The 20,508-nt window shown below is 66.9% G+C and carries 21 protein-coding genes; 10 read left to right on the forward strand and 11 right to left on the reverse strand.

Annotation, left to right across the window (positions count from 1 at the left end; all coding sequences use genetic code 11):
- Nucleotides 1–2: 2 nt before the first annotated feature.
- Complete coding sequence (locus tag AC0Z2B_RS27350) at nt 3–1,325, forward strand: ABC transporter ATP-binding protein (protein ID WP_416424924.1); 1,323 nt, start codon at nt 3–5, stop codon at nt 1,323–1,325.
- Nucleotides 1,326–1,748: 423 nt separating this feature from the next.
- Nucleotides 1,749–2,762 (forward strand): sensor domain-containing diguanylate cyclase, encoded by a 1,014-nt coding sequence (locus AC0Z2B_RS27355; protein WP_476300809.1) that lies wholly within the window; start codon nt 1,749–1,751, stop codon nt 2,760–2,762.
- On the opposite strand, the gene AC0Z2B_RS27360 is transcribed toward AC0Z2B_RS27355, so the two are convergent.
- On the reverse strand, nt 2,752–3,459 hold the full coding sequence (locus AC0Z2B_RS27360; protein WP_416424920.1) for a CerR family C-terminal domain-containing protein: 708 nt from the start codon (nt 3,457–3,459) through the stop codon (nt 2,752–2,754). The two genes, AC0Z2B_RS27355 and AC0Z2B_RS27360, sit on opposite strands and share 11 nt — an antisense overlap.
- Nucleotides 3,460–3,559: 100 nt before the next feature.
- On the opposite strand from AC0Z2B_RS27360, the gene AC0Z2B_RS27365 reads away from it, so the two are divergent.
- The 4 genes from AC0Z2B_RS27365 (at nt 3,560) to AC0Z2B_RS27380 (ending at nt 8,262) form a co-directional block, all read left to right on the forward strand.
- On the forward strand, nt 3,560–4,666 hold the full coding sequence (locus tag AC0Z2B_RS27365) for an HlyD family secretion protein (RefSeq protein ID WP_476300811.1): 1,107 nt from the start codon (nt 3,560–3,562) through the stop codon (nt 4,664–4,666).
- Nucleotides 4,659–6,227 (forward strand): MDR family MFS transporter, encoded by a 1,569-nt coding sequence (locus AC0Z2B_RS27370; protein ID WP_476300813.1) that lies wholly within the window; start codon nt 4,659–4,661, stop codon nt 6,225–6,227. The genes AC0Z2B_RS27365 and AC0Z2B_RS27370 overlap by 8 nt, the downstream gene beginning before the upstream one ends.
- Nucleotides 6,224–7,663: an efflux transporter outer membrane subunit gene (locus tag AC0Z2B_RS27375; protein ID WP_416424917.1), complete on the forward strand. Its 1,440-nt coding sequence runs from the start codon at nt 6,224–6,226 to the stop codon at nt 7,661–7,663. The genes AC0Z2B_RS27370 and AC0Z2B_RS27375 overlap by 4 nt, the downstream gene beginning before the upstream one ends.
- A 107-nt stretch (nt 7,664–7,770) precedes the next feature.
- Nucleotides 7,771–8,262 carry a sterol desaturase family protein gene (locus tag AC0Z2B_RS27380; protein WP_476300815.1) on the forward strand — a complete coding sequence of 164 codons (492 nt, stop codon included), beginning with the start codon at nt 7,771–7,773 and terminating at the stop codon, nt 8,260–8,262.
- Nucleotides 8,263–8,264: 2 nt separating this feature from the next.
- Here the strand turns inward: AC0Z2B_RS27380 and AC0Z2B_RS27385 are convergent, their stop codons facing one another.
- Nucleotides 8,265–9,116, reverse strand: coding sequence for a LysR substrate-binding domain-containing protein (locus AC0Z2B_RS27385; protein ID WP_476300817.1), 852 nt, complete (start codon nt 9,114–9,116; stop codon nt 8,265–8,267).
- 108 nt (nt 9,117–9,224) lie between these two features.
- On the opposite strand from AC0Z2B_RS27385, the gene AC0Z2B_RS27390 reads away from it, so the two are divergent.
- Nucleotides 9,225–9,617: a tautomerase family protein gene (locus AC0Z2B_RS27390; RefSeq protein WP_476300819.1), complete on the forward strand. Its 393-nt coding sequence runs from the start codon at nt 9,225–9,227 to the stop codon at nt 9,615–9,617.
- Nucleotides 9,618–10,237: 620 nt separating this feature from the next.
- Here AC0Z2B_RS27390 and AC0Z2B_RS27395 read toward each other — a convergent pair.
- From AC0Z2B_RS27395 to AC0Z2B_RS27415, 5 genes are all read right to left on the reverse strand, one after another.
- Nucleotides 10,238–10,420 (reverse strand): hypothetical protein, encoded by a 183-nt coding sequence (locus AC0Z2B_RS27395; protein ID WP_476300821.1) that lies wholly within the window; start codon nt 10,418–10,420, stop codon nt 10,238–10,240.
- Nucleotides 10,417–10,737, reverse strand: a complete 321-nt coding sequence (locus tag AC0Z2B_RS27400; RefSeq protein ID WP_416424914.1) for a glycine zipper domain-containing protein — start codon at nt 10,735–10,737, stop codon at nt 10,417–10,419. The genes AC0Z2B_RS27395 and AC0Z2B_RS27400 overlap by 4 nt, the downstream gene beginning before the upstream one ends.
- A 98-nt stretch (nt 10,738–10,835) precedes the next feature.
- Nucleotides 10,836–11,090 (reverse strand): hypothetical protein, encoded by a 255-nt coding sequence (locus tag AC0Z2B_RS27405; protein WP_416424913.1) that lies wholly within the window; start codon nt 11,088–11,090, stop codon nt 10,836–10,838.
- 390 nt (nt 11,091–11,480) lie between these two features.
- A complete protein-coding gene (ppnN, locus tag AC0Z2B_RS27410; RefSeq protein ID WP_416424912.1) occupies nt 11,481–12,857 on the reverse strand; it encodes a nucleotide 5'-monophosphate nucleosidase PpnN in 1,377 nt (458 codons plus the stop codon).
- 192 nt (nt 12,858–13,049) lie between these two features.
- Nucleotides 13,050–13,622, reverse strand: coding sequence for an N-acetyltransferase family protein (locus AC0Z2B_RS27415; RefSeq protein ID WP_476300823.1), 573 nt, complete (start codon nt 13,620–13,622; stop codon nt 13,050–13,052).
- A 191-nt stretch (nt 13,623–13,813) separates the two neighbouring features.
- Between AC0Z2B_RS27415 and AC0Z2B_RS27420 the strand changes: the two genes are divergently transcribed.
- Nucleotides 13,814–15,070, forward strand: coding sequence for an OprD family outer membrane porin (locus AC0Z2B_RS27420; RefSeq protein WP_476300825.1), 1,257 nt, complete (start codon nt 13,814–13,816; stop codon nt 15,068–15,070).
- 67 nt (nt 15,071–15,137) lie between these two features.
- Here AC0Z2B_RS27420 and AC0Z2B_RS27425 read toward each other — a convergent pair whose 3' ends face one another.
- Nucleotides 15,138–16,760 (reverse strand): tannase/feruloyl esterase family alpha/beta hydrolase, encoded by a 1,623-nt coding sequence (locus AC0Z2B_RS27425; protein WP_476300827.1) that lies wholly within the window; start codon nt 16,758–16,760, stop codon nt 15,138–15,140.
- A 106-nt stretch (nt 16,761–16,866) separates the two neighbouring features.
- On the opposite strand from AC0Z2B_RS27425, the gene AC0Z2B_RS27430 reads away from it, so the two are divergent.
- Nucleotides 16,867–17,358 (forward strand): DUF3237 domain-containing protein, encoded by a 492-nt coding sequence (locus tag AC0Z2B_RS27430; RefSeq protein WP_476300829.1) that lies wholly within the window; start codon nt 16,867–16,869, stop codon nt 17,356–17,358.
- 49 nt (nt 17,359–17,407) lie between these two features.
- Here the strand turns inward: AC0Z2B_RS27430 and AC0Z2B_RS27435 are convergent, their stop codons facing one another.
- The 3 genes from AC0Z2B_RS27435 to AC0Z2B_RS27445 all read right to left on the reverse strand — a co-directional run bounded on the left by AC0Z2B_RS27435 (nt 17,408) and on the right by AC0Z2B_RS27445 (nt 19,434).
- Nucleotides 17,408–17,713 carry an ArsR/SmtB family transcription factor gene (locus AC0Z2B_RS27435; RefSeq protein ID WP_416424907.1) on the reverse strand — a complete coding sequence of 102 codons (306 nt, stop codon included), beginning with the start codon at nt 17,711–17,713 and terminating at the stop codon, nt 17,408–17,410.
- A gap of 60 nt (nt 17,714–17,773) precedes the next feature.
- The gene (locus AC0Z2B_RS27440) at nt 17,774–18,898 is read right to left on the reverse strand and encodes an alkene reductase (protein WP_476300831.1); all 1,125 of its coding nucleotides are present in this window, start codon (nt 18,896–18,898) and stop codon (nt 17,774–17,776) included.
- Nucleotides 18,899–19,071: 173 nt separating this feature from the next.
- Nucleotides 19,072–19,434, reverse strand: a complete 363-nt coding sequence (locus AC0Z2B_RS27445; RefSeq protein ID WP_476300833.1) for a cupin domain-containing protein — start codon at nt 19,432–19,434, stop codon at nt 19,072–19,074.
- A 104-nt stretch (nt 19,435–19,538) separates the two neighbouring features.
- Here AC0Z2B_RS27445 and AC0Z2B_RS27450 point away from each other — a divergent pair, with 104 nt between their 5' ends.
- Nucleotides 19,539–20,339 (forward strand): AraC family transcriptional regulator, encoded by an 801-nt coding sequence (locus AC0Z2B_RS27450; RefSeq protein WP_476300835.1) that lies wholly within the window; start codon nt 19,539–19,541, stop codon nt 20,337–20,339.
- Nucleotides 20,340–20,508: the final 169 nt, after the last annotated feature.

Genomic DNA, 20,508 nt, shown 5'->3' on the forward strand with positions numbered 1-20,508 from the left:
GGATGAATACCTTGAACCAACACCCGGGCAACACCGCGCAGATTTTCTCGCTGAGCAACGTCAGCCGCGGCTTCGGCAAGGGCAAGGAGACCCTGCAGGTGCTCAGCGACGTCGACCTGACCCTGCGCGAGGGTGAAATCGTCGGCCTGCTGGGGCGTTCCGGCTCGGGCAAGTCGACCTTGCTGCGCATCATCGCCGGCCTTATCGAGCCCAGCGCGGGCGAGGTGCTGTACCGCGGCGAGCCGCTGACCGGCCCGGCCGAGGGCGTGGCCATGGTGTTCCAGACCTTTGCGCTGTTCCCCTGGCTGACGGTGCTGGAAAACGTGGAGGCCGGCCTGCATGCGCTCAAGGTGCCGCGCAAGGAAGCCCGCCAGCGGGCCCTGGCGGCCATCGACCTGATCGGCCTGGACGGTTTCGAGAACGCCTACCCGCGCGAGCTGTCCGGCGGCATGCGCCAGCGCGTGGGCTTCGCCCGGGGGCTGGTGGTGAACCCCACGCTGCTGCTGATGGACGAGCCGTTCTCGGCGCTGGACGTGCTCACCGCAGAGACCCTGCGCACCGACCTGCTGGACTTGTGGAGCGACAAGCAGCTGCCGATCAAGTCGATCCTGATCGTCACCCACAACATCGAGGAGGCGGTGCTGATGTGCGACCGCATCCTGGTGCTGTCCTCCAACCCAGGCCGGGTGGTGGCGCAGATCCGCGTGCCGTTCGCGCACCCGCGCAACCGCCTGGACCCCACTTTCCGCAACATGATCGACGACATCTACGCGCTGATGACCGACCGCCGCAGCGCCGACGCCAGCAAGGGCAGGGCCGAGCTGAAAGTCGGCAGCCCGCTGCCTGACGTGTCCACCAACCTCATGGCCGGTTTGATGGAGGCCCTGGCGGCCGAGCCGTACCACGGCCACGCCGGCATGCCGATGGTGGCCGAGCGTTTGCTGCTGGAGGTGGACGACCTGTTCCCGGTGGCGGAAATGCTCGAGCACCTGGGCTTCGTCGAGCTCAAGGGCGCGGACATCACCCTGACCGAGCCGGGCAAGCTGTTCGCCGACTTCGGCACCCAGGAGCGCAAGACCCTGTTCGCCGAGCACCTGGTGCGCAACGTGCCGCTGGCGGCGCGCATCCGCCTGATCCTGCAGGAACGCCGCGGCCACCACGCCCCGCGCGTGCGTTTCGAGCAGGAGCTGGAAGATTCGTTGACCGAAGCCTTCGTCGAGCAGACCCTGGAAAGCGTGATCAGCTGGGGGCGGTACGCGGAGATCTTCTCCTACGACGACCACACCGAAACGTTCAGCCTTGAGGATGTGGAAGGGGAGAGCTGACGCCGGGACGCCACGCATTCGCCCAGGCACACCGCGGCGCCTGTGACGCGGCCTGCGGCCGCTGCTACAGGTCGGCGTAGCAGCTGCCGTAGGCTGCGTCGGGGGCCTAACGCATTCGCCTAGGCACACCGCGGCGCCCGTGACGCGGCCTGCGGCCGCTGCTACAGGTCGGCGTAGCAGCTGCCGTAGGCTGCGTCGGGGGCCTAACGCATTCGCCCAGGCACACCGCGGCGCCCGTGACGCGGCCTGCGGCCGCTGCTACAGGTCGGCGTAGCAGCTGCCGAAGGCTGCGTCGGGGGCGCCACGCCTTCGCCCGGGCACACCGCTGCTACGGGTAATTGGGAGGCCATACCCGACCATCGGACTCAAGCTTGTCGAACGCATGTCGATACGATCACATCCCCATCCGTTCAGAGGCATGTCGTGAGTCTCATCTCCCCCCTGGATCGCCCCGCCAGCCGTGTGCACACCGCCGCCAGCGCGCCGCCCGAACCCGAGCACGGGATTATCGAATGGCTGCTGCACGACGACCAGGTGATGCGCGAGTGCTTCCGCCACGCCGTGGCGATTTTGAAGACGGTGCTGGGCACCGCCTACAGCGCGGTGATTTTGCTGGACGCCGAGCACCAGCATTACCGCGCCGAGGCCGGCGTGGTGCTGGACAGCATTCCCCGCGGCCGCTCCCTGGCCGACCACGTGGTGCGCCAGCAGGATGTGTTTGTGGTCGAGGACGCCCGCGCGGATGCCCGCTACGCCGAGTGCCAGCTGGTCAGCGGCGCGCCTTTCGTGCGCTTTTACGCCGCCATTCCCCTGCGCGCGCCCGGCGGCGAGCTGGTGGGTGCGCTGTGTGCCATGGACCCGCAGCCGGGCGAGCTGGACGAGCCGCGCCGCGAGGTGTTCCGCCACCTGCGCGCGATGATCGAGAACGACCTGACCCTGCGCACGGCCACCGCCATCGACCCGCTGACCCAGCTGTTCAACCGCCGCTTCATGCTCGAAAGCATCCAGCGCAAATGGCAGGAAGCCCCGGCGGGCCAGCCCCTGGCCGCGGTGATGGTGGATATCGATTACTTCAAGCAGTACAACGACACCTACGGCCACCCGGCCGGCGACGATTGCCTGCGCCAGGTGGCGGCGGTGATCCAGGCGGTGGCTGACGCGCACCACATGATCGCCGGGCGCCTGGGCGGTGAGGAATTCGGCTTGCTGGCCAGCAGCGCCCAGCCGGACGCGTTGCGGGAGGCGCTGGAGGCCCTGCGCAAGGGCATCCAGCAGCTGGGCATCGAACACCGGCGCTCAAGTTTCGGCCACGTCACGGTCAGCATCGGCGCCGCCTTCGCCACCCCGGCCAGCGTGCCCCGGGACAGCTTTACTGTCGCCGACCAGGCGCTGTATCAGGCCAAGGCCCAGGGCCGCAACCAGGTGGTCATCGGCTAGCGTCGCGCTCGCGCACCAGCGCTTCCAGGGTCAGGCGGTTCTGCGACAGCAGCGTGTCGCGCACGGTCTCCATGCGCGCCCGGTCGATGGTGTCCCAGTTCAGCGCCCGCAGCACCGGCCGGCGCAGCACGCGGAAGGCCATGCCCTGGCTGTTGAAGGCCATTGCCCGAATGATGGTCACCTCGTCGTCGGCGCTGCGCCCGGTCAGGCGGCCGAGGATGCCACGGGTCACCGCGCTGAGGCGCTGGTTGAAGCCCTGGTTCATCATCTCGAACGCCGCCGGCGGGCCAAGGCCGGCCTGCTCGCGCGCCATGAAGCGGCGCCAGTCGCTGCTTTGCGGGGTGTCGTGGATAAAGCTGACGAAGCCGCCCAGCACCTCCAGGTAGGCGTCGATCAACGCCTCATCGCTGGCGTCGGCGTCTTCGAGCAGCGCCTCGGCGTGCAGCACCACGCCGCTCAGCTGTTCCCAGATGTGCGTGAGGATGTGGTCCACGCAGGCCACGTACACGCCTTCCTTGTTGTCGAAGTAGTACTGCAGCGCCGGCGCGTTGACCCCGGCGGCGGTGGCGATGTCGCGGGTGGAGGCGCCGTCGAAGCCGCGTTCGGCGAACAGCCCGAGGGCGGCGTCGATGATGCGCGAGCGCGTCTCTTCGCCGCGTTGGTAGCCGCCTTCCTTAGCCGGTCGATGTCGTGCCATGTCGAAGTGCCTTGAGTGAGTCAGGTGCAAAATATATCACTTGACATAATTTCGCTACCGTCACATTTTGTATCGACTGGAATATTTTGGAGCCCCTGGCATGTCCGTCGATCGCCCTCTCGGTCCGCAAGAGCAACTCTCCCCCGTGGCCGAAGACCCCAAGGAGCCCCAGCGCGCCGGCCCGCGCAAGGTGCTGCTGGGCCTGGGGCTGCTGATTGTGCTGGCCGCGCTGGTGTGGGGCGGCTATTGGTGGCTGCACGGGCGCTTCATCGAAAGCACCGATGACGCCTACCTGGCGGCCGACAGCATGACCGTGGCGCCCAAGGTGGGCGGCTACGTGACCGAGGTACTGGTGGCCGACAACCAGACCGTCGAAGTGGGCCAGCCGCTGGTGCGCCTCGACGCGCGCAAGTACCAGGCCGCCCTGGACGAGGCGCTGGCCACCGTGGCTTCACGCGAGGCCGACGTGGCCAAGGCCCAGGCCGACCTGGTGCAGCAGGACGCCAGCATTGCCCAGGCCCGCGCCGAGCTGGCCGGGGCGGGCGCCGACACCCAGCACGCCCGGGCCGAGGTCAACCGCTACGCGCCGCTGGCCAAGTCCGGCGCCGAGACCGAAGAGCGCCTGGCCGAGCTGACCAACAAGCTGGCCCAGGCCAGCACCAGCCAGGCCGCGCGCCAGGCAGCGCTGGAGTCGGCGCAGACGCGCACCGGCATTCTCAAGGCGCAGCTGCAGCAGGCCCGTGCGCAGCTGGTGGTGGCCCAGGCCAGCGCCCGCCAGTCGCAGCTGGACCTGGACGACACCACCGTGGTCAGCACCCTGGCCGGGCGCGTGGCCGACCGCAGCGTGCGGGTCGGGCAGTTCACCCAGCCGGGCACGCGGCTGCTGACCGTGGTGCCGGTGCAGGCGCTGTACCTGACCGCCAACTTCAAGGAAACCCAGATCGGCGACATGCGCCCCGGGCAAAAGGTCACCGTGCACGTCGACGCGCTGCCGGGCCAGGACCTGGCCGGGCATATCGACAGCCTGTCGCCGGGCACCGGCTCGCAGTTCGCCCTGCTGCCGTCGCAGAACGCCACCGGCAACTTCACCAAGATCGTCCAGCGGGTGCCGGTGCGCATCCAGATGGACGTGCCCGATGACGTGCGCAAGGTGCTGGTGCCAGGCCTGTCAGTAACTGTCGACGTGGACGTGCGCACCCATGGCTGAGGCACTGGCTGCACCGGCCGCGGCGCCGCGCGAGGCCAACGCCTCGCTCAGTGACTGGGTGGCCGTGGCCGCCGGCTCCCTGGGCGCGCTGCTGGCGACGCTGGACATCTCGATCACCAACTCGGCGCTGCCGCAGATCCAGGGCCAGATCGGCGCCTCGGGCACCGAAGGCACGTGGATTTCCACCGGCTACTTGATGTCCGAGATCGTCATGATCCCGCTCGCAGCCTGGCTCACCCGGGTGTTCGGCCTGCGCCGCTTCCTGATGGGCAACGCCATCATCTTCACCCTGTTTTCCATGTACTGCGGCCTGTCCACCAGCCTGTTGGCCATGGTGCTGGGGCGCATCGGCCAGGGTTTTGCCGGCGGCGCGATGATCCCCACGGCGCAGACCATCATCCGTACCCGCCTGCCCAAGCACCAGATGTCGGCGGGCATGGCCATCTTCGGCCTGACCGTGCTGCTGGGGCCGCTGATGGGCCCGGTGGTGGGCGGCTGGCTGACCGAAAACGCCAGCTGGCGCTGGTGCTTCTTCCTCAACCTGCCCATCAGCCTGGCGCTGGTGGCGTTGCTGTGGAGCGGCCTGCGCCCGGAAAAGGCCGACCTGCAGCAATTCATCAAGGCTGACTGGATCGGCATCCTCGGCCTGGCGCTGGGCCTGAGCACCCTGACCGTGGTGCTGGAGGAGGGCCAACGCGAGCACTGGTTCGAGTCGCACATGATCGTGTGGCTGAGCCTGCTGTCGTTCCTGGGCTTCTGCCTGGTGGCGGTGGGGCAGGTCACGGCCAGCAAGCCCATCGTGCGCTTGAATCTGCTGCGCAACCCGCGCTACGCCAGCGTCATCCTCATCGTTTCGACGGTGGGCGCGGCGATCTACAGCATCTCCTACCTGCTGCCGCAGTTCCTGGGCACCGTGGCCGGCTACAACGCCCAGCAGGCGGGTTCGATCATGCTGCTGTCGGGGCTGCCGGCGTTCCTGCTAATGCCGGTGTTGCCGGCGCTGCTGCAGCGTTATGACAGCCGCTGGCTGGTGAGCATCGGCCTGGTGATGTTCGCCATCAGCTGCGCCATGGACGTGGGCCTTACGGCGCTTAGCGTGGGCCATGACTTCTACGGCTCGCAGCTGCTGCGCGGCTTCGCGCAGATTCTGGCGATGATGCCGCTGAACCAGGCGTCCATGGCGGCCGTGGCCACCCACGAGGCAGGGGATGCGGCGGGGCTGTACAACATGTCGCGCAACCTGGGGGGCTCCATCGGCCTGGCGCTGATGGGGGTGATGATCGACCGCCGCAACACCTACCACGACGACGTTATCCGCGAGTCGCTGACCGCCAACAGCACCCAGGGCCAGGACTACATGGCCGGCCAGACGGCCTCCTTCCTGGCGCAGACCGGTGACCAGGCGCTGGCGCAGCTCAAGGCCTCGGCGCAGCTGGCCAGCAACATCGCCACCCAGGCCACGGTGATGACCTTCAACGAATGCTTCTACCTGCTGGGCATTGCCCTGGTGGTCTGCGTGCCTTTGGCGCTTCTTCTGAAAAAACCGGCGAGCCATCCATGAGCGACAGCGGCAAGTTCGACAAGACCCTGATTGGCGCCCTGGCGCTGGCCCTGCTGGCCGGCTGCACGGTGGGCCCTGATTACCACGGCGCACCCACGGTGGCCGACAAGACCCTGGCCGCCGGCAAGCTGCCCCACGCCGACGCCGGTGCCGCCACGATGCCTGCCGCCGCCGACTGGTGGCGCGGCCTGGGCGACCCGCAGCTGGACGCGCTGGTGGACGCCGCGCTGAAGGGCAGCCCTGATATCGCCTCGGCCGAGGCGCGCCTGCGTGAATCGCGTGCCGGGCTGCACAGCCAGCAGGCCGACGCCATGCCCAAGCTCAGCGCCAACGCCACCAGCCTGCGCATGCGCTCGCCGGACCTGTCGTCGCTGACCGGTGGCGACAGCGGCGGCGGCCGTGGGCCGGTGCAGTTCTACCTGGCCGACTTCGACGCCAGCTGGGAGGTCGACCTGTTCGGCGGCACCCGCCGCGCCATCGAGGCGGCGTCGGCCAGCGCCGACGCGTCCATGGCCGACCTCGCCGACGCCCAGGTGCAGTTGGCCGCCGAAGTGGTGCAGGCCTACGTCGACCTGCGCGACCGCCAGGCGCGCCTGGCCCTGGTGGACGCCACCGCCGACCTGGAAAGCCAGGTGCTCGACCTCACCCAGCAGCGCCGCGCCCGCGGCGTGGCCTCGCAGTTGCAGCTGGAGCAGGTGACCACCCAGCTGCAGACCACCCAGGCCCAGCGCTTGCCGTTGCAGGCGCAGATCGTCGAGTCGCTGGACGAACTGGCAGTGTTGTGTGGCCAGGAGCCGGGCCAGCTCGACGCCCAGCTGGGCCAGCCCAAGGACCTGCCCAAGGTGCCGGCGCAGGTGCCGGTGGCGGATCCGGCGGCCCTGCTCAAGGCGCGTCCGGACATCCGCACGGCAGAACGGCAGCTGGCCTCGGCCAACGCGCAGATCGGCGAGAAGAAGGCTGACTGGTTCCCCAAACTGTCGCTGATGGGCGACCTGGGCTTCAGCGCGGCCGAACCCTCGCACCTGTTGCGCAAGGACAACGGCACCTGGCTGCTGCTGCCGCGCCTGACCTGGAACGCCCTGGACTTCGGCCGCGTGGCCGCCAGCGTCGACAGCGCCACCGCCGGCCGCGACGAAGCCCAGGCGCATTACCGCAGCGTGGTGCTGCAAGCCCTTAAGGATGCCGACACCGCCCTGGCGCGCTACGGCCACCAGCGCCAGAACGTGGTGCTGCTGCGCGATATCGAAGCCTCGTCGGGCCGCGCCGCCAGCCTCACCCGCGAGCGCTACAAGGCCGGCACCGCCAGCACCCTGGACTGGCTGGACGCCGAGCGCACCCGCTTCGACGCCGAGCAGAACCGCATCAGCGGCGATGCGCAACTGCTCAAGGACTTCGCGGCGTTGCACAAGGCGCTGGGGCTGGGGTGGCGCGTCTGACGCGGCCTGCGGCCGCTGCTACAGGTCATGCGTAGCAGCTGCCGAAGGCTGCGTCCTGGGCGCCGCGCACGGGACATTTACCTGGCGCACAGGTATTCTTCCACCCCATGATCACCCACTTCCTCATCTTCCTCAGTACCCTGTGCGCCATGGAGGCCGTTGGCACCCTGGCGCACAAGTACATCATGCACGGCCCTGGCTGGTGGCTGCACCGCTCCCATCACGAGGCACAGCTGGGCGCGCTGGAGCACAACGACCTGTTCCTGCTGGTGCTGGCGCTGGTCGCGGTGAGCCTGCTGGTGCTGGGCAGCGCCACGCTGCAGTGCATCGGCGCCGGGGTGGCGGGGTATGGGTTGGTCTACGTGTTCTTCCACGACGGCATCGTTCACCGCCACTGGCCGGTGCGCCCCAGCCCGCGGCATCCGTATTTGCAACGCCTGTACCAGGCCCACCTGCTGCACCACAAGGTCAAGGGCCGGCACAACAGCGTGTCATTCGGCTTCCTCTACGCGCCGCCCATCGCCACCCTGGAAAAACAGCTGCGCGACCGCCCCGTAGCCGCTGCCGAAGGCTGCGCTGGCCCTGCGCAACAACGCTGACTTCAGCTGTTGTGCATCACCTGCGCCGTCATTCGCGCCAGGTCATCCACCGCCATACCCCCTTGCTCGCGGGCGCGATGCAGCACATAGCCGAGGCGCGGCACCGCCGGCATGCCCGCCATCACCCGCAGCTGCGCCGGCAGGCCCACGCGGGTGCGCAACGTCACCCCCAGCCCGGCGCTCACCGCTGCCCACAACCCCGCCACGCTAGGGCTGGTGAGCGCTATGCGCCAGGCAATGCCGGCGGCGTCCAGCGCCTGAATGGCGGCACTGCGCAGCACGCACGGGGCGTCGAACAGCACCAGCGGCAAGGGCTCGTCCATGAACGCCTGCTCGCTGCGCCCGATCCATTGCATGGGTGTGTCGCCCAGCCGCGTCGCCCACGGTGTCATGGCCCCGGTGTCCCAGGTCAGCGCCAGGTCCAGGCGCGCGCTTTCAATCAGCGGCAGCAGTTCGGCGCTGCGGCCTACCCGCACCTCCAGGTCGATGCGCGGGTAGACGCTGGCGAAGCGCTGCAGCAGTTCGCTGAGCAGGTGCTCGCCAAAGTCCTCCTGCACCCCCAGGCGCAGCGTGCCATGGGCTTGGGTGCCGTGCAGGTGGCCGAAGATCTCGTCATTGAGTGCCAGCAACCGCCGCGCGTGGCTGAGCAGCAACTCCCCCAGCGGCGTCAACACCAGCCCGCGCCCCGAGCGCGCCAGCACCGGCGCGCCTACTTGCTCCTCCAGCTTCTTCAATTGCGCGCTCACCGCCGAGGTAGAGCGGCCCAGGCGCTCGGCGGCCTTGGCGAAGCTATCCAGTTCGACACCGGTGACGAAGGTGCGGAGTACGTCGAGGTCGAAGGCGGGCAGGCGCATATTGATAATCCTGAAAAAGTGGATTGATGCTTTCGATTTATCTGATATTCGGAAGTATCGTCCCTTGCTAGCCTGCTGGACGTCAACCGCCCATCAAGGATTTCAGCCATGCCGTTCGTGCGTATTTCCCTGCTGCAGGGCCGCTCCCCAGAGTACCTGCAGGCCTTGTCCACCGGCATCCACCAGGCCATGGTCGACACCTTCGACGTACCGCCCAGCGACCGCTTCCAGCTGATTCACCAGCACGCCCCGGGCGAGCTGCTGTTTGACCGCAACTACCTGGCCGGCCCGCGCAGCGATGCTTTCGTGCTCATCGCCATCACCGCCGGCAAGCCGCGCAGCGATGGTACGCGGCGGGCGTTTTACCAGACGTTGGTGCGGCGTTTACAGCATGCGGTGGACCTGGACCCTGAGGACGTGATGGTGGTGATCACTACTACGGCGGCGCAGGAATGGTCGTTTGGGGGTGGGCGGATGAATGGGGAGGGGGCACGATCGTGATTGCCATGCAGTATGAGCTTTCTTGTTCCACAGGCCTCTAGCAGCCAGGCTGACCTTGGCTTTTGCCCTGGCTTTTGCTCTGGCTTGTGATCTTGATCTGGTTTTTGATCTTGATTGTATGCCCCGTAAAGCGCCCGGGCTGACTGGAGGCGTCGATCAACGGGCTGCCCGAAGGGCCGAGGCCGCAGGCCGAAGAGACGGTAACCCGCAGGCTTCTATAGCGGGTGCCGTCTGCCCGTTGAGCGGCGCCGGAAGGAGGGGACCCGTAGCGCAGCGGAGGGCCCAAGCAGGGGCAAGCCTTTTTTGCTTACTTTTTGAGGCGTTTGTCAAAAAGTGAGCCGCCGTAAGGGCGGAAAGGTGATTGTGCATCACCCTAAATAATGGATATGTCCAGGGTCTTCGAAGCGCTTTTCAAATCGTGGACATATCCATTTTCGTGGCGCGACTACCGACCGTTTCGCCCTTACGGCGACTCCCTTTTTGGCAGTCGCCCCAAAAAGGAAGCAAAAAGGGCTCGCCCCTGCTTGGGCCCTCCGCTGCGCTACGGGTCCCCTCCCTCCGGCGTCGCTCAAGCGGACGACGGCCCGGAATAGAAGCGCCTCCGGTTCCGTCTCCCTCGGCTACGCCTCGGCCCGCTTGATCAACGCCTCCAGTCGGCCCGGGCGCTTAACGGGGCCAAGATCAAAAGCCAGATCAAAAGCCAGGTCAAAAACGAGATCAAAAGCAAAAGCCAGATCAAAAGCCACGTCAAAAGCTACCGCGCAGCTATAAAAAACCCGGCATTCGCCGGGTTTTTTCGTCAAGGGCGTGGGCCGCCTTCGCCTTCGTGGTGGAAGTGCTCGGGGCCATGGCCTGGGCCTGGGCCGCCGTGCATCGGCGCTGGGGCCGGGCCGCCGTGATCGTGGTGGTGGCCACCGTGATCATGCTCCAGCAGGTTGGAAACGGCCACGCCCAGCACGCCACCGGCTACACCACCGATGACCGCGCCCTGGGTGCCGCCAACCTGATTGCCGACGACCGCGCCACCGGCGGCACCGACTACGGCGCCAACGACGTCGTTGGCCATGGCGGCGGTGCTGCAGAGGCTCAGGGAAAGTACCAGGGCGGAAAGAATGCGCATTTCGTTAACTCGTTGAAAAGAGTCGCAATTCTGCGAACCCACTAGTTAGATAGCAAGCTAATCAAGGTATCTGGAATGCTACAAATGCTGGCAAGGGCTCAAGACCGGGCGTTGCCACGGGGCTGCGGCGCGTCGAGCAGATGAGCGGCAAGGATGTTGTTGAGGAAGCGGAACTGGTCGTTCAGGCCCACCACCTCGTTGCTGAAGTGCTGGCTGGCCTGGGGCATCAGCACCGAGTCGAAACCGTTGTTGGTGATCAGTTGCAGCGGCGCTTTCAGCGACACCACGTCTTGCACGTAGTAGTTCTTGCCAAAACGAGGGAAGCGGACGTTCAGGGTCACGGGTCGGATCATGGGGCAGGCTCCGGGGCAGTAGGAATCATCAACGTGGTTGATATTCGTTGGGCTGAGCTTCGAACGCAGGCGGGTGAAACTCAAGTGAACGTTTGTGCATGTACAAGCTGATAGCTATTGGCTACTGACAGCGGCGCGCGCCATGTCCACGGCCGGGAGGACGAACAGGTGCAGGGTGACGGCGGTCAAGGCCAGGCAGGTGAGCAGATGGATAAGCATGGGGCGGTTCCTCCCGATACGTGGTGTATGCAGGGGATGTTACGCCGCTGGGGGAAAGGCGGAAGACGAAGCGTGCGATGGTGGTTATCGATGGAATTGATGGTGGTGGGTGACGCGGCCTGACGGCCGCTGCTACAGGGCGTAGCAGCGGCCGCAGGCCGCGTCCGGGGCTTACTGCACCACCCGGTAGCACGGCACGTACGCCGCGCCGCCAGGCAGTTTCATGCGGTGCTGTTCGACGAAGGCGTTCAGCAGCTTGTCCAGCGGCTGCATGATGGCCGGGTCACCGTGGATCTCGTACGGGCCATGCTGCTCGATCAGGCGGATACCCTTGTCCTTGACGTTGCCGGCGACGATGCCGGAGAACGCCCGGCGCAGGTTGGCCGCCAGTTCGTGGGGCGGCAACGCGCGGCTCAACTGCAGGCTGGCCATGTTCGCGTGGGTAGGGTCGAAGGGGCGCTGGAAGCCTTCCTCGATCTTCAGCAGCCAGTTGAAGTGGAAGGCATCGTTGCGCTCGCGGCGGAACAGTTTCACGTCCTTGAGGCCCTGGGTCATCTGCCGCGCCACTTCGGCCGGGTCGTCGATGATGATCTGGTAGTGGCGCTGGGCGGCCTCGCCCAGGGTGGCGCCGACGAAGGCGTGCAGTTGCTCCAGGTACGGCGCCGCGCTTTTCGGCCCGGTGAGCACCACGGGGAAGGGCAGGCCGGCGTTGTCCGGGTGCATGAGGATGCCCAGCAGGTACAGGAACTCCTCGGCCGTGCCGGCGCCGCCAGGGAAGATGATGATGCCGTGGCCCACGCGCACGAAGGCTTCGAGGCGCTTCTCGATGTCGGGCAGGATCACCAGCTCGTTGACGATGGGGTTCGGCGCCTCGGCGGCGATGATGCCCGGCTCGGTGAGGCCCAGGTAGCGGCCGCCGCTCATGCGCTGCTTGGCGTGGGCGATGGTGGCGCCCTTCATCGGGCCCTTCATCACGCCCGGGCCGCAGCCGGTGCAGACGTCCAGCTTGCGCAGGCCCAGCTCGTGGCCGACCTTCTTGGTGTACTTGTATTCGTCGCTGTTGATGGAGTGGCCGCCCCAGCACACCACCATCTTCGGTTCGACACCGGCACGCAGGGTGCGGGCGTTGCGCAGCAGGTGGAAGACGTAGTCGGTGATGCCCTGGGAGGTGCTCAGGTCGATGCGCGTGCTGTCCAGCTCGTTCTCGGTGTAGACGATGTCGCGCAGGGCGCTGAACAGCATTTCCCGGGTGCTGGCGATCATCTCGCCGTCGACGAAGGCGTCGGCGGGGGCGTTGAGCAACTCCAGGCGCACACCACGATCCTGTTGGTGAATGCGCACTTCGAAGTCCTGGTAGGCGTCCAGGATGGTCTTGGCGTTGTCGATATGCGCGCCGGTGTTGAGGATGGCCAGGGCGCACTGGCGGAACAGGGTATAGATGCTGCCGGAACCGGCTTCGCTCAGTTGCTGCACTTCGCGTTGCGACAGGGTCTCCAGGCTGCCTTTGGGGCTGACGGATGCATTGATTACGTGTCGTTGTTGAGTCATTGCACATTCCTTGAGAGCAATGGAGCCAACCCGCGGCTGGCTTCATTCAAACGTTGTGAATCCGGCCTGGCACGGGCCGGAACTGCTGCACGACAGAAGAAAGCCTCCTCTTTGAACCGGATGACGATGATGGAAAAAACCGGATAACCCGAGAGTGGCATCAATGCCGTGGATTATCAAATTTGTGGTTTTTTACCGGGCCGAAGGCTTGCGACGCGGGCGCGACACCACCGATTCGATGTTCTTGCGGCCAATCAGCATGGCCTGCGGGTTTTGTGGCTCGAGCCACTTGTACATCACCAGGCAATCCACCAGCCCCAGGCGGGCATGACGGTAGGCCTTGGGCAGGCGCCCCACGGTGTCGAAGCCCAGCTTGGTCCACAGCGCCACGGCCACTTCGTTGCTGGCCACCACCGAGTTGAACTGCATGGCCAGGAAGCCGCTGTCGCGGGCCAGGCGCTGGGAGTGCTCGCACATCAAGCGCGCCACGCCACGGCCGCGGGCGGCCTCGGTGACCATGTAGCCGCAGTTGCACACGTGGCTGCCGGGCCCGGCGGCGTTGGCCTTGAGGTAGTAGCTGCCCAGCAGCACGCCGTCTTCCTCGGCCACCAGGGTGTGCAGCGGCAGGCCCAGCCACAGCTGGCGGGCTTGCTCGGCGGTTACCGCGGGGTCGTAGGCGTAGGTCTCCTGGGCGGCGACCACGGCCTGGAAGGTGGGCCAGAACGCGTCGAAATCGGCGTCGGTCATGGGGTGGATGTGGATCATGGCGGTCCTTGGGCAAAAACGAAGAGGCAGTGTACCAGCCCGGTTCGCAGGCGCCGAACACATAGCGGGCGATGATCGAACAGTTAATGTTCTTAATGGTTAATAATATTATCCGGTTGGTCATACTCCGGGTGTGCCGAAGGATATCGGCACGTGTTCCGACAAAAACAATAAACGGAGTCAGATTGCCCATGGCACAGCCTTTCATGCCGCGCAGGCCGCGTCGCGCCTGCACCCTGGCCGTCACCTTGAGTGTCGGCTGCCTGGCCCAGGCCAGCGGGGTGCAGGCCGAAGGATTCTTCGACGACGCCAGCGCGACCCTCAACACCCGCAACGCCTTCTACCAGGGCAATTTCAAGAACAGCGACGCCACCCAGAACAAGCGCCAGGAATGGGCCCAGGGTTTTATCCTGCAGGGCACGTCAGGGTTTACCCCCGGCGTGGTCGGGGTTGGCGTCGAGGTGATCGGCAAGTGGGGGGTACGCCTGGACAGCGGCCCCGGCACCGCCGGTTCCGGGCTGCTGCCCAAGACCGCCAGCGGTGCCCCCGGCGAGTACGGGCGGCTGGGTGGGGCGCTGAAGTTCAAGGGCTTCAACACCCTGGTCAAGGTGGGCGAGCAAATGCCCAGCTTGCCGGTGGTGCGCACTAACGACGCGCGGCTGCTGCCGCAGACCTACGTGGGCGCCACCCTGGTGTCCGACCCGGTGAAATGGGCGACGCTGTACGGCGGCCGGCTGGACAGTTTCAGCAACCGCGATTCCACCAACCAGGAAAAGCTGCACATGCACGGCAGCAGCATCGACGGTGATTACTTTGATTACCTGGGCGGTGAATTTCGCCTGGTGGACGGCCGCCTGCAGCTAGCCTACTGGCATGCCGAGCTGAAGGATATCTACGCCCAGGACCTCTACCGCTTCACCTACGACCAGCCCATGGGCACCGGTATTCTGCGCCTGGATACCGGCCTGTACGTGAGCACCGAGCAGGGCGCGGCCAAGGCTGGCGACCTCGACAACCGCGCTGCCTACGCCGGGCTTAGCTGGCGGCAGAGCGGCCACAGTTTCCTGCTGGGGCTGCAGAAAATGTTCGGCAAGGACGACTTCGTGGGCCTGCAGGACAGCCCCACGGTGATGACCAACCACGTCAACAACATCTTCGGCTACGCCCACGAGCGCTCCTGGCAGCTGCGCTATGACTACGACTTCGCCGCCAGCGGCGTGCCGGGGCTGGTGGCCGGGGCCAAGTACGTGCACGGCTGGGGCGTGCAGCGCAGCAATGCGGTGGACGGGCATGAGTGGGAGCGCGATTTCAACGTGCGCTACGTGATTCAGTCGGGGCAGTGGAAGGATTTGAGCCTGTCGTTGAGCCTGTACAGCCTGCGGTCGACGTTCCAGAGCAGCCTGGATGAGACGCGGTTCACGGTGGGGTATCCGATCAAGTTGTTTTGAGCCCTGACGCGGCCTTTGGCCGCTGCTACGTCCCTGTAGCAGCGGCCAACGGCCGCGTCCCACTCAATCAAGGCTCCTGGCAAGCAAACACATCCCCCTGGCCCTGGTAATGCGCCTCCTGCGGGTAGGCGCACAACGGCCGCGTGCGCCCGGGGAACGCGCTGCCGCGGGCCAGCAGTTGCGCCGGTGGCTGCTGCTTGTCCTGCCAGGTTTCCATGGCGGTGAGCGGGTCGAAGTCATCCAGCGCCGGGCCGTCGCCGCAGTGGGTCATGCCGGGCACCACGAACAGCCGCGCCCATTGCTCGGCCTGCTGGCGGCCGCCGTTGTCGCTGGTCAAGCGCGCCCAGTAGCGGCGCAGGTCGTTGGCGGAGAACACCGGGTCGCTGTTGCCCTGCACCACCAGCAGCTTGCCGCCGCGTTGGGTGAAGCTGGAGTACTGGGTGGCCACCGCGTCGTTGATCGCCGCCGTCTGCGCCGTGGTTGCGACCGCCTGGTCGAAATTGAAGTGGGCCAGGTCGAGGTTGGCCTGCGCCGGGGTCATGAAGTACAGCCCCAGCGAGCCGGGGGTGAGGGTGGCGTTGCGGGCGTCGGCCTTGCCGGTGGTGGACTGCCCCAGTTTCCACACGCGCCAGCCGTCGGAGGCGATGCCGGCGTCCCACGGCCAGTCGCTGTACAGCGCCTGGCCGTGGCTGTCGTGGGCGCCGTTGAACACCGCGTGCAAGGCCTCGACCTTGGCCTGGCTGAGGCAGCCGCTGGCCTGGCCGGCCTTGCAGGTGAGCACGGCGGGGTCGAACTGGCAGTGGCTCATGGCGTCGATGCTGCCGTCCTTGAGCCCGTCCAGGGCGTCGCAACGGTCCAGCACGGCCTTGGCCAGCAGGTCCTGGTCGGCCTGGGTCAGGGCCTGGGCCAGGATCGGCTGGCCGTCGGCGGTGCGCGGCGCCGCGCGGCTGAAGGCCTGGGTGTCCCAGGCCTGGGCCACGGCGGCGCGGCTCAGGCGCAGGCCGGGGTTGCCGGCGATGATGCCGTCGAACTGGGTGGGGAAGCGCTGGGCGGCCACCAGCGCCGCGCGGCCACCGTTGGAGCAGCCCATGAACACGCTGTGCGCCGGGGCCTTGCCGTAGTAGGCGAGGATCAGCGCCTTGGCCTGGGCGGTGACGCTGCCGATGGCCGCGTAGGCGTAGTCCAGGCGCGCCTGCTGGTCGACGCCGAAGCGCGAGTCGCTGTTGTCCTTGCCGCTGTGCCCCGAGTCGGTGCTGACCACCGCGTAGCCGCGGTCCAGGGCGGGCAGGGCGCTGGCGCCGCGGAACGGAATGGCGCCCAGGGCCTGGCCGACCACGCCGTCCATGCCGCCGCCGCCCTGGAACAGGAAGCGGCCGTTCCACGGGCTGGGCAGGCGCAGTTCGAAGTGGCTGCCGTAGGCCTGGCCGTCGGCACCGGTGCGGGCGCCGATCACGCCTTGCACCAGGCAGTGGGCCGGCATCGCGGCCTTGCTCAGGGCGGCGCCGGTCAGCGCCGCGCGGCCGGGGTTGGCCTGGGGTAGCTGGCCGGCGGGCAGCCACTGGTGCAGGCTGAGGGTGACGTCGGCGCTGCTGCTGGTGAGCGCCGCGCAGCGCTGGGCATCGTCGTCGGCCAGGGCGGCACCAGCCACCACGCACAGGCTCAGCAGGGTCGGGGCAAAAGGTCGTTTCACGAGCAAATCCTTTTTGTTGTTGTGGTGGAATGAGCAATATGGTTAATACTATTAACTACTTTGCTGGTCAAGCCGCTTCCCTACAACAACTCGAAAGGATGCCCTCATGCGCCGTCACCCGCTATTACTCGCTTTCAGCCTGCTGCTGCCCGTTACCCTGGCCCACGCCGCCGACACCGCGCCGGTGTTGGAACCGGTGTACGAGGCCGTCATCGACATCGCCCCGGGCGAAACCCTGGGCAAGGGCCCGTTGGGCGAACGCTTCCGGGTGCCGATCACCGGTGGGGAGTTCCATGGCGCGGGGCTCAAGGGCAGGATCCTGGCCGGCGGCGCCGACCGCCAGCTGCTGCGTGCCGACGGCGTCAAGCAGCTGGACGCGCTGTATGAGATGCAGACCGACGACGGCGCGGTGCTGACCGTGCGCAACCAGGTGCTGGTGCATGGCAGTGGCGCCGGGCGCTATGCGTATTCGACGGTGAATATCCAGGCGCCGGACGGGCCGTATGGCTGGCTGAACCAGGCGGTGTACGTGGGCAGCCTGACCAGCCTCAAGCCGGCGAGGGAGGCGGTGCTGGTGAAGGTGTATCGGGTGCGGTGATGGTTGGGGACGCGGCCTGCGGCCGCTGCTACACGACGGCCGCGTCCATTCAGATCAACGCCCGCAGCGCCTGCTGGAACGCCTCGATGTTCTGTTCGTGGCGCTTGTAGTAGGTCCACGGCCCGATGCGTTGCGAGGTCACCAGCTGCGCGCGCTGCAGCGCCGCCAGGTACAGCGACACGGTGGACTGCGAAAGGTTGGCGCGCGCCTGGATGATGCTCACGCACACGCCCACCTCGTCGGGGTTCACCTGTTGTTCGGGGAAATGCTTGCTCGGCTCTTTCAGCCAGCCAAGAATCGCCAGGCGGGTCGGGTTGTCGAGCGCCTTGAGGGCTTCGTTGATATCGATGCTCATAAATCACACAGTCGGGTAATCCCGTGATTTTACGACACTTGTGCCTGGCGCGTCAGGGGTTTACTCGCTATGGACCGGGTAGTCTATATAGCCGCGTGCGGTGCCACCGTACATGCTCGCCGCATCCAGCGGGTTCAGCGCCAGGCCGTGGGCCAGGCGGCGCGGCAGGTCGGGGTTGGCGATGAAGGGCCGGCCGAAGGCGATCAGGTCCGCCAGGCCTGCGTCCAGCACGCGGTTGCCGCGCTCGGCGGTGTACTTGCCGGCGTAGATGATGGCGCCGCTGAAGGTGTCGCGCACCACCTGGCGGAAGTCCGTCGGCACCTCCGGGGCGTTGTCCCAGTCGGCCTCGGCAAGCGACAGGTAGGCGATGCCGATGTCTTCCAACACCTGGATGGCCTGCAGGTAGGTGGCACGCGGGTCGTCTTCCACCAGCCCCAGGTACACCCGCGCCTCGTCGGTGCTTTCGAACAGCGGCGAGAAGCGCACGCCCAGGCGCTCCTTGCCCACCACCGCGGCCACGGCCTGGGTGACTTCGCGCAGGAAACGCAGGCGGTTGGCCAGGCTGCCGCCGTATTCGTCATCGCGCTGGTTGCTGTGAGCGGAGATGAACTGGTTGATCAGGTAGCCGTTGGCGCAGTGAATCTCCACGCCGTCGAAGCCGGCGTCCAGGGCATTGCGCGCGGCGCTGGCGTACAGCTGCACCAGCTCGGCAATTTCCTCGCGGCTCAGGGCCCGCGGCGTCGAGGGTGGACACAGGGCGCAGGTGCCCGGGCCGGTTTCCACGAACACGCTGACGCCTGTCGCGGCAATGGCCGACGGCGCCACCGGCGCGTCGCCATTGGGTTGCAGCGAGGTGTGCGACACCCGGCCCACGTGCCACAGCTGGGCGAAAATCACCCCGCCTTCGGCGTGCACGGCCTCGGTCACCAGGCGCCAGCCGGCGACCTGCTCGGCGCTGTGAATGCCCGGCGTCCAGGCGTAGCCCTGGCCACGGGGCTCGATCTGCGTGCCTTCGGTGACCATGAACCCGGCGCTGCTGCGCTGGCGATAATAGGTGGCCATCAGCGCGTTGGCGACGTTGCCCGGCTGGCTGCTGCGCGAACGTGTCAGGGGTGGCAGCACGATGCTGTTTTTCAGGGTGAACGGGCCGAGGGTGGCGGGGCGGAACAGCGCGGAGTCTTTCAAGGGGGGAGCCTGTGGTTCAGCGATAAAGTGGCGACAGGGTAAACTAGATATTCATATATCTCAATATCACAATTTAACCTCGTAGCAGCTGCCGCAGGCCGCGTCCCGCCCCACCGCGCTCGCCCGGGGGAACGTGGTGCCGGCGGACGCAGCCTGCGGCAGCTGCTACGGGGCTACACCCACACGTCGTTGCTGGCCGTGCGGTCGCCGCCCTGGTCGCCGGTGTTGAGCACGCCGCGCGGCTCGATCAGCAGCAGCTTTACCTCGTCCACGGCGCAGGGTTTGTGCTCCACGCCCTTGGGCACCACGTACATCTCCCCGGCATTGACGGTGACCGCGCCGTCGCGCAGTTCGATACGCAGGCAGCCCTCGACCACGATGAACGTCTCATCGGTGTCGGCGTGGCTGTGCCACACGAATTCGCCGTGCAGGCGGGCGATCTTGAACTGGTAGTCGTTCATCTCGGCAATGACCTTGGGCTGCCACTGCTCGCTGAACAGGCTGAACTTCTGCTGGAAATTGATGGATGCTGGCATGCTTGGATTCGCTCTGGTGGTGGATGGGCGAACCTTAGCGGGCGGCATCAGGCAGGGTCTTGTATGATCGTGCAGTGTTGCGAATCACCCGCAGGAAGCTGAGCATGACCACCACCGACTGGGTACTGCCTGCCGCGCACCCCACGCGTTTCGAGCGCCTGGAAGCGCGCTTCGCCGGCCACGGCTTCACCCCGCACCGCCACGACACCTACGCCATCGGCCGCACCCTGGCCGGGGTGCAGAGCTTCAACTACCGCCGCGCCCTGCGCCACAGCCTGCCGGGTGGCACCCTGGTGTTGCACCCGGACGAGGTGCACGACGGCCAGGCCGGCACCGAAGCGGGGTTCCAGTACCGCATGATCTACCTGGAGCCGGCGTTGATCCAGCAGGTGCTGGGCGGCCAGCCGCTGCCCTTCATCGAGGGCGGCCTGAGCAATGACCCACGGCTGTTCGCGGCCACCCAGGTGCTGCTGGGCGACATGCACAGCGCCATCGACCCGCTGGCCGAGGACGACGCCCTGTTCGACGTGGCTCAGGCCCTGGCAGCTGCCGCCGGGCAGAAGCGCCCGCGTGGCGCTCTGGATTACGTCGCGGCGGAGCGTGCCCGACAGTTCATCCATTCCACCTTGGGCGAGGCCATCAGCCTGGCCGACCTTGAGCAGGCCAGCGGGCGTGATCGCTGGGGCCTGTCGCGGGATTTTCGTGCGTTGTTTGGCACCAGTCCTTACCGTTACAGCGTGCAGCGGCGGCTGGAGGGTGTGCGGCGGGCGATGCTGGCGGGGTGTTCGCTGGTGGAGGCGGCGGTGGTGGCGGGGTTTCATGACCAGGCGCATATGAGCCGGTTGTTCAAGCAGGCGTATGGGGTGGCGCCGGGGAGGTGGCTGCGGATGTTGGGTACGCGTTAGCGGCGCCACGCCGCCAACTGCTTTTGATCTTGATCCCGTGCGGCCTTTGATCTTGATTGTGTGCCCCGTAAAGCGCCAGGGCCGACTGGAGGCGTCGAGCAAGCGGTCCGAGGCGGAGCCGAGGAAGACGGAACCGGAGGCGCTTCTATTCCGGGCCGTCGTCCGCTTG

The sequence above is a fragment of the Pseudomonas sp. GYB4201 genome, from assembly GCF_056312595.1.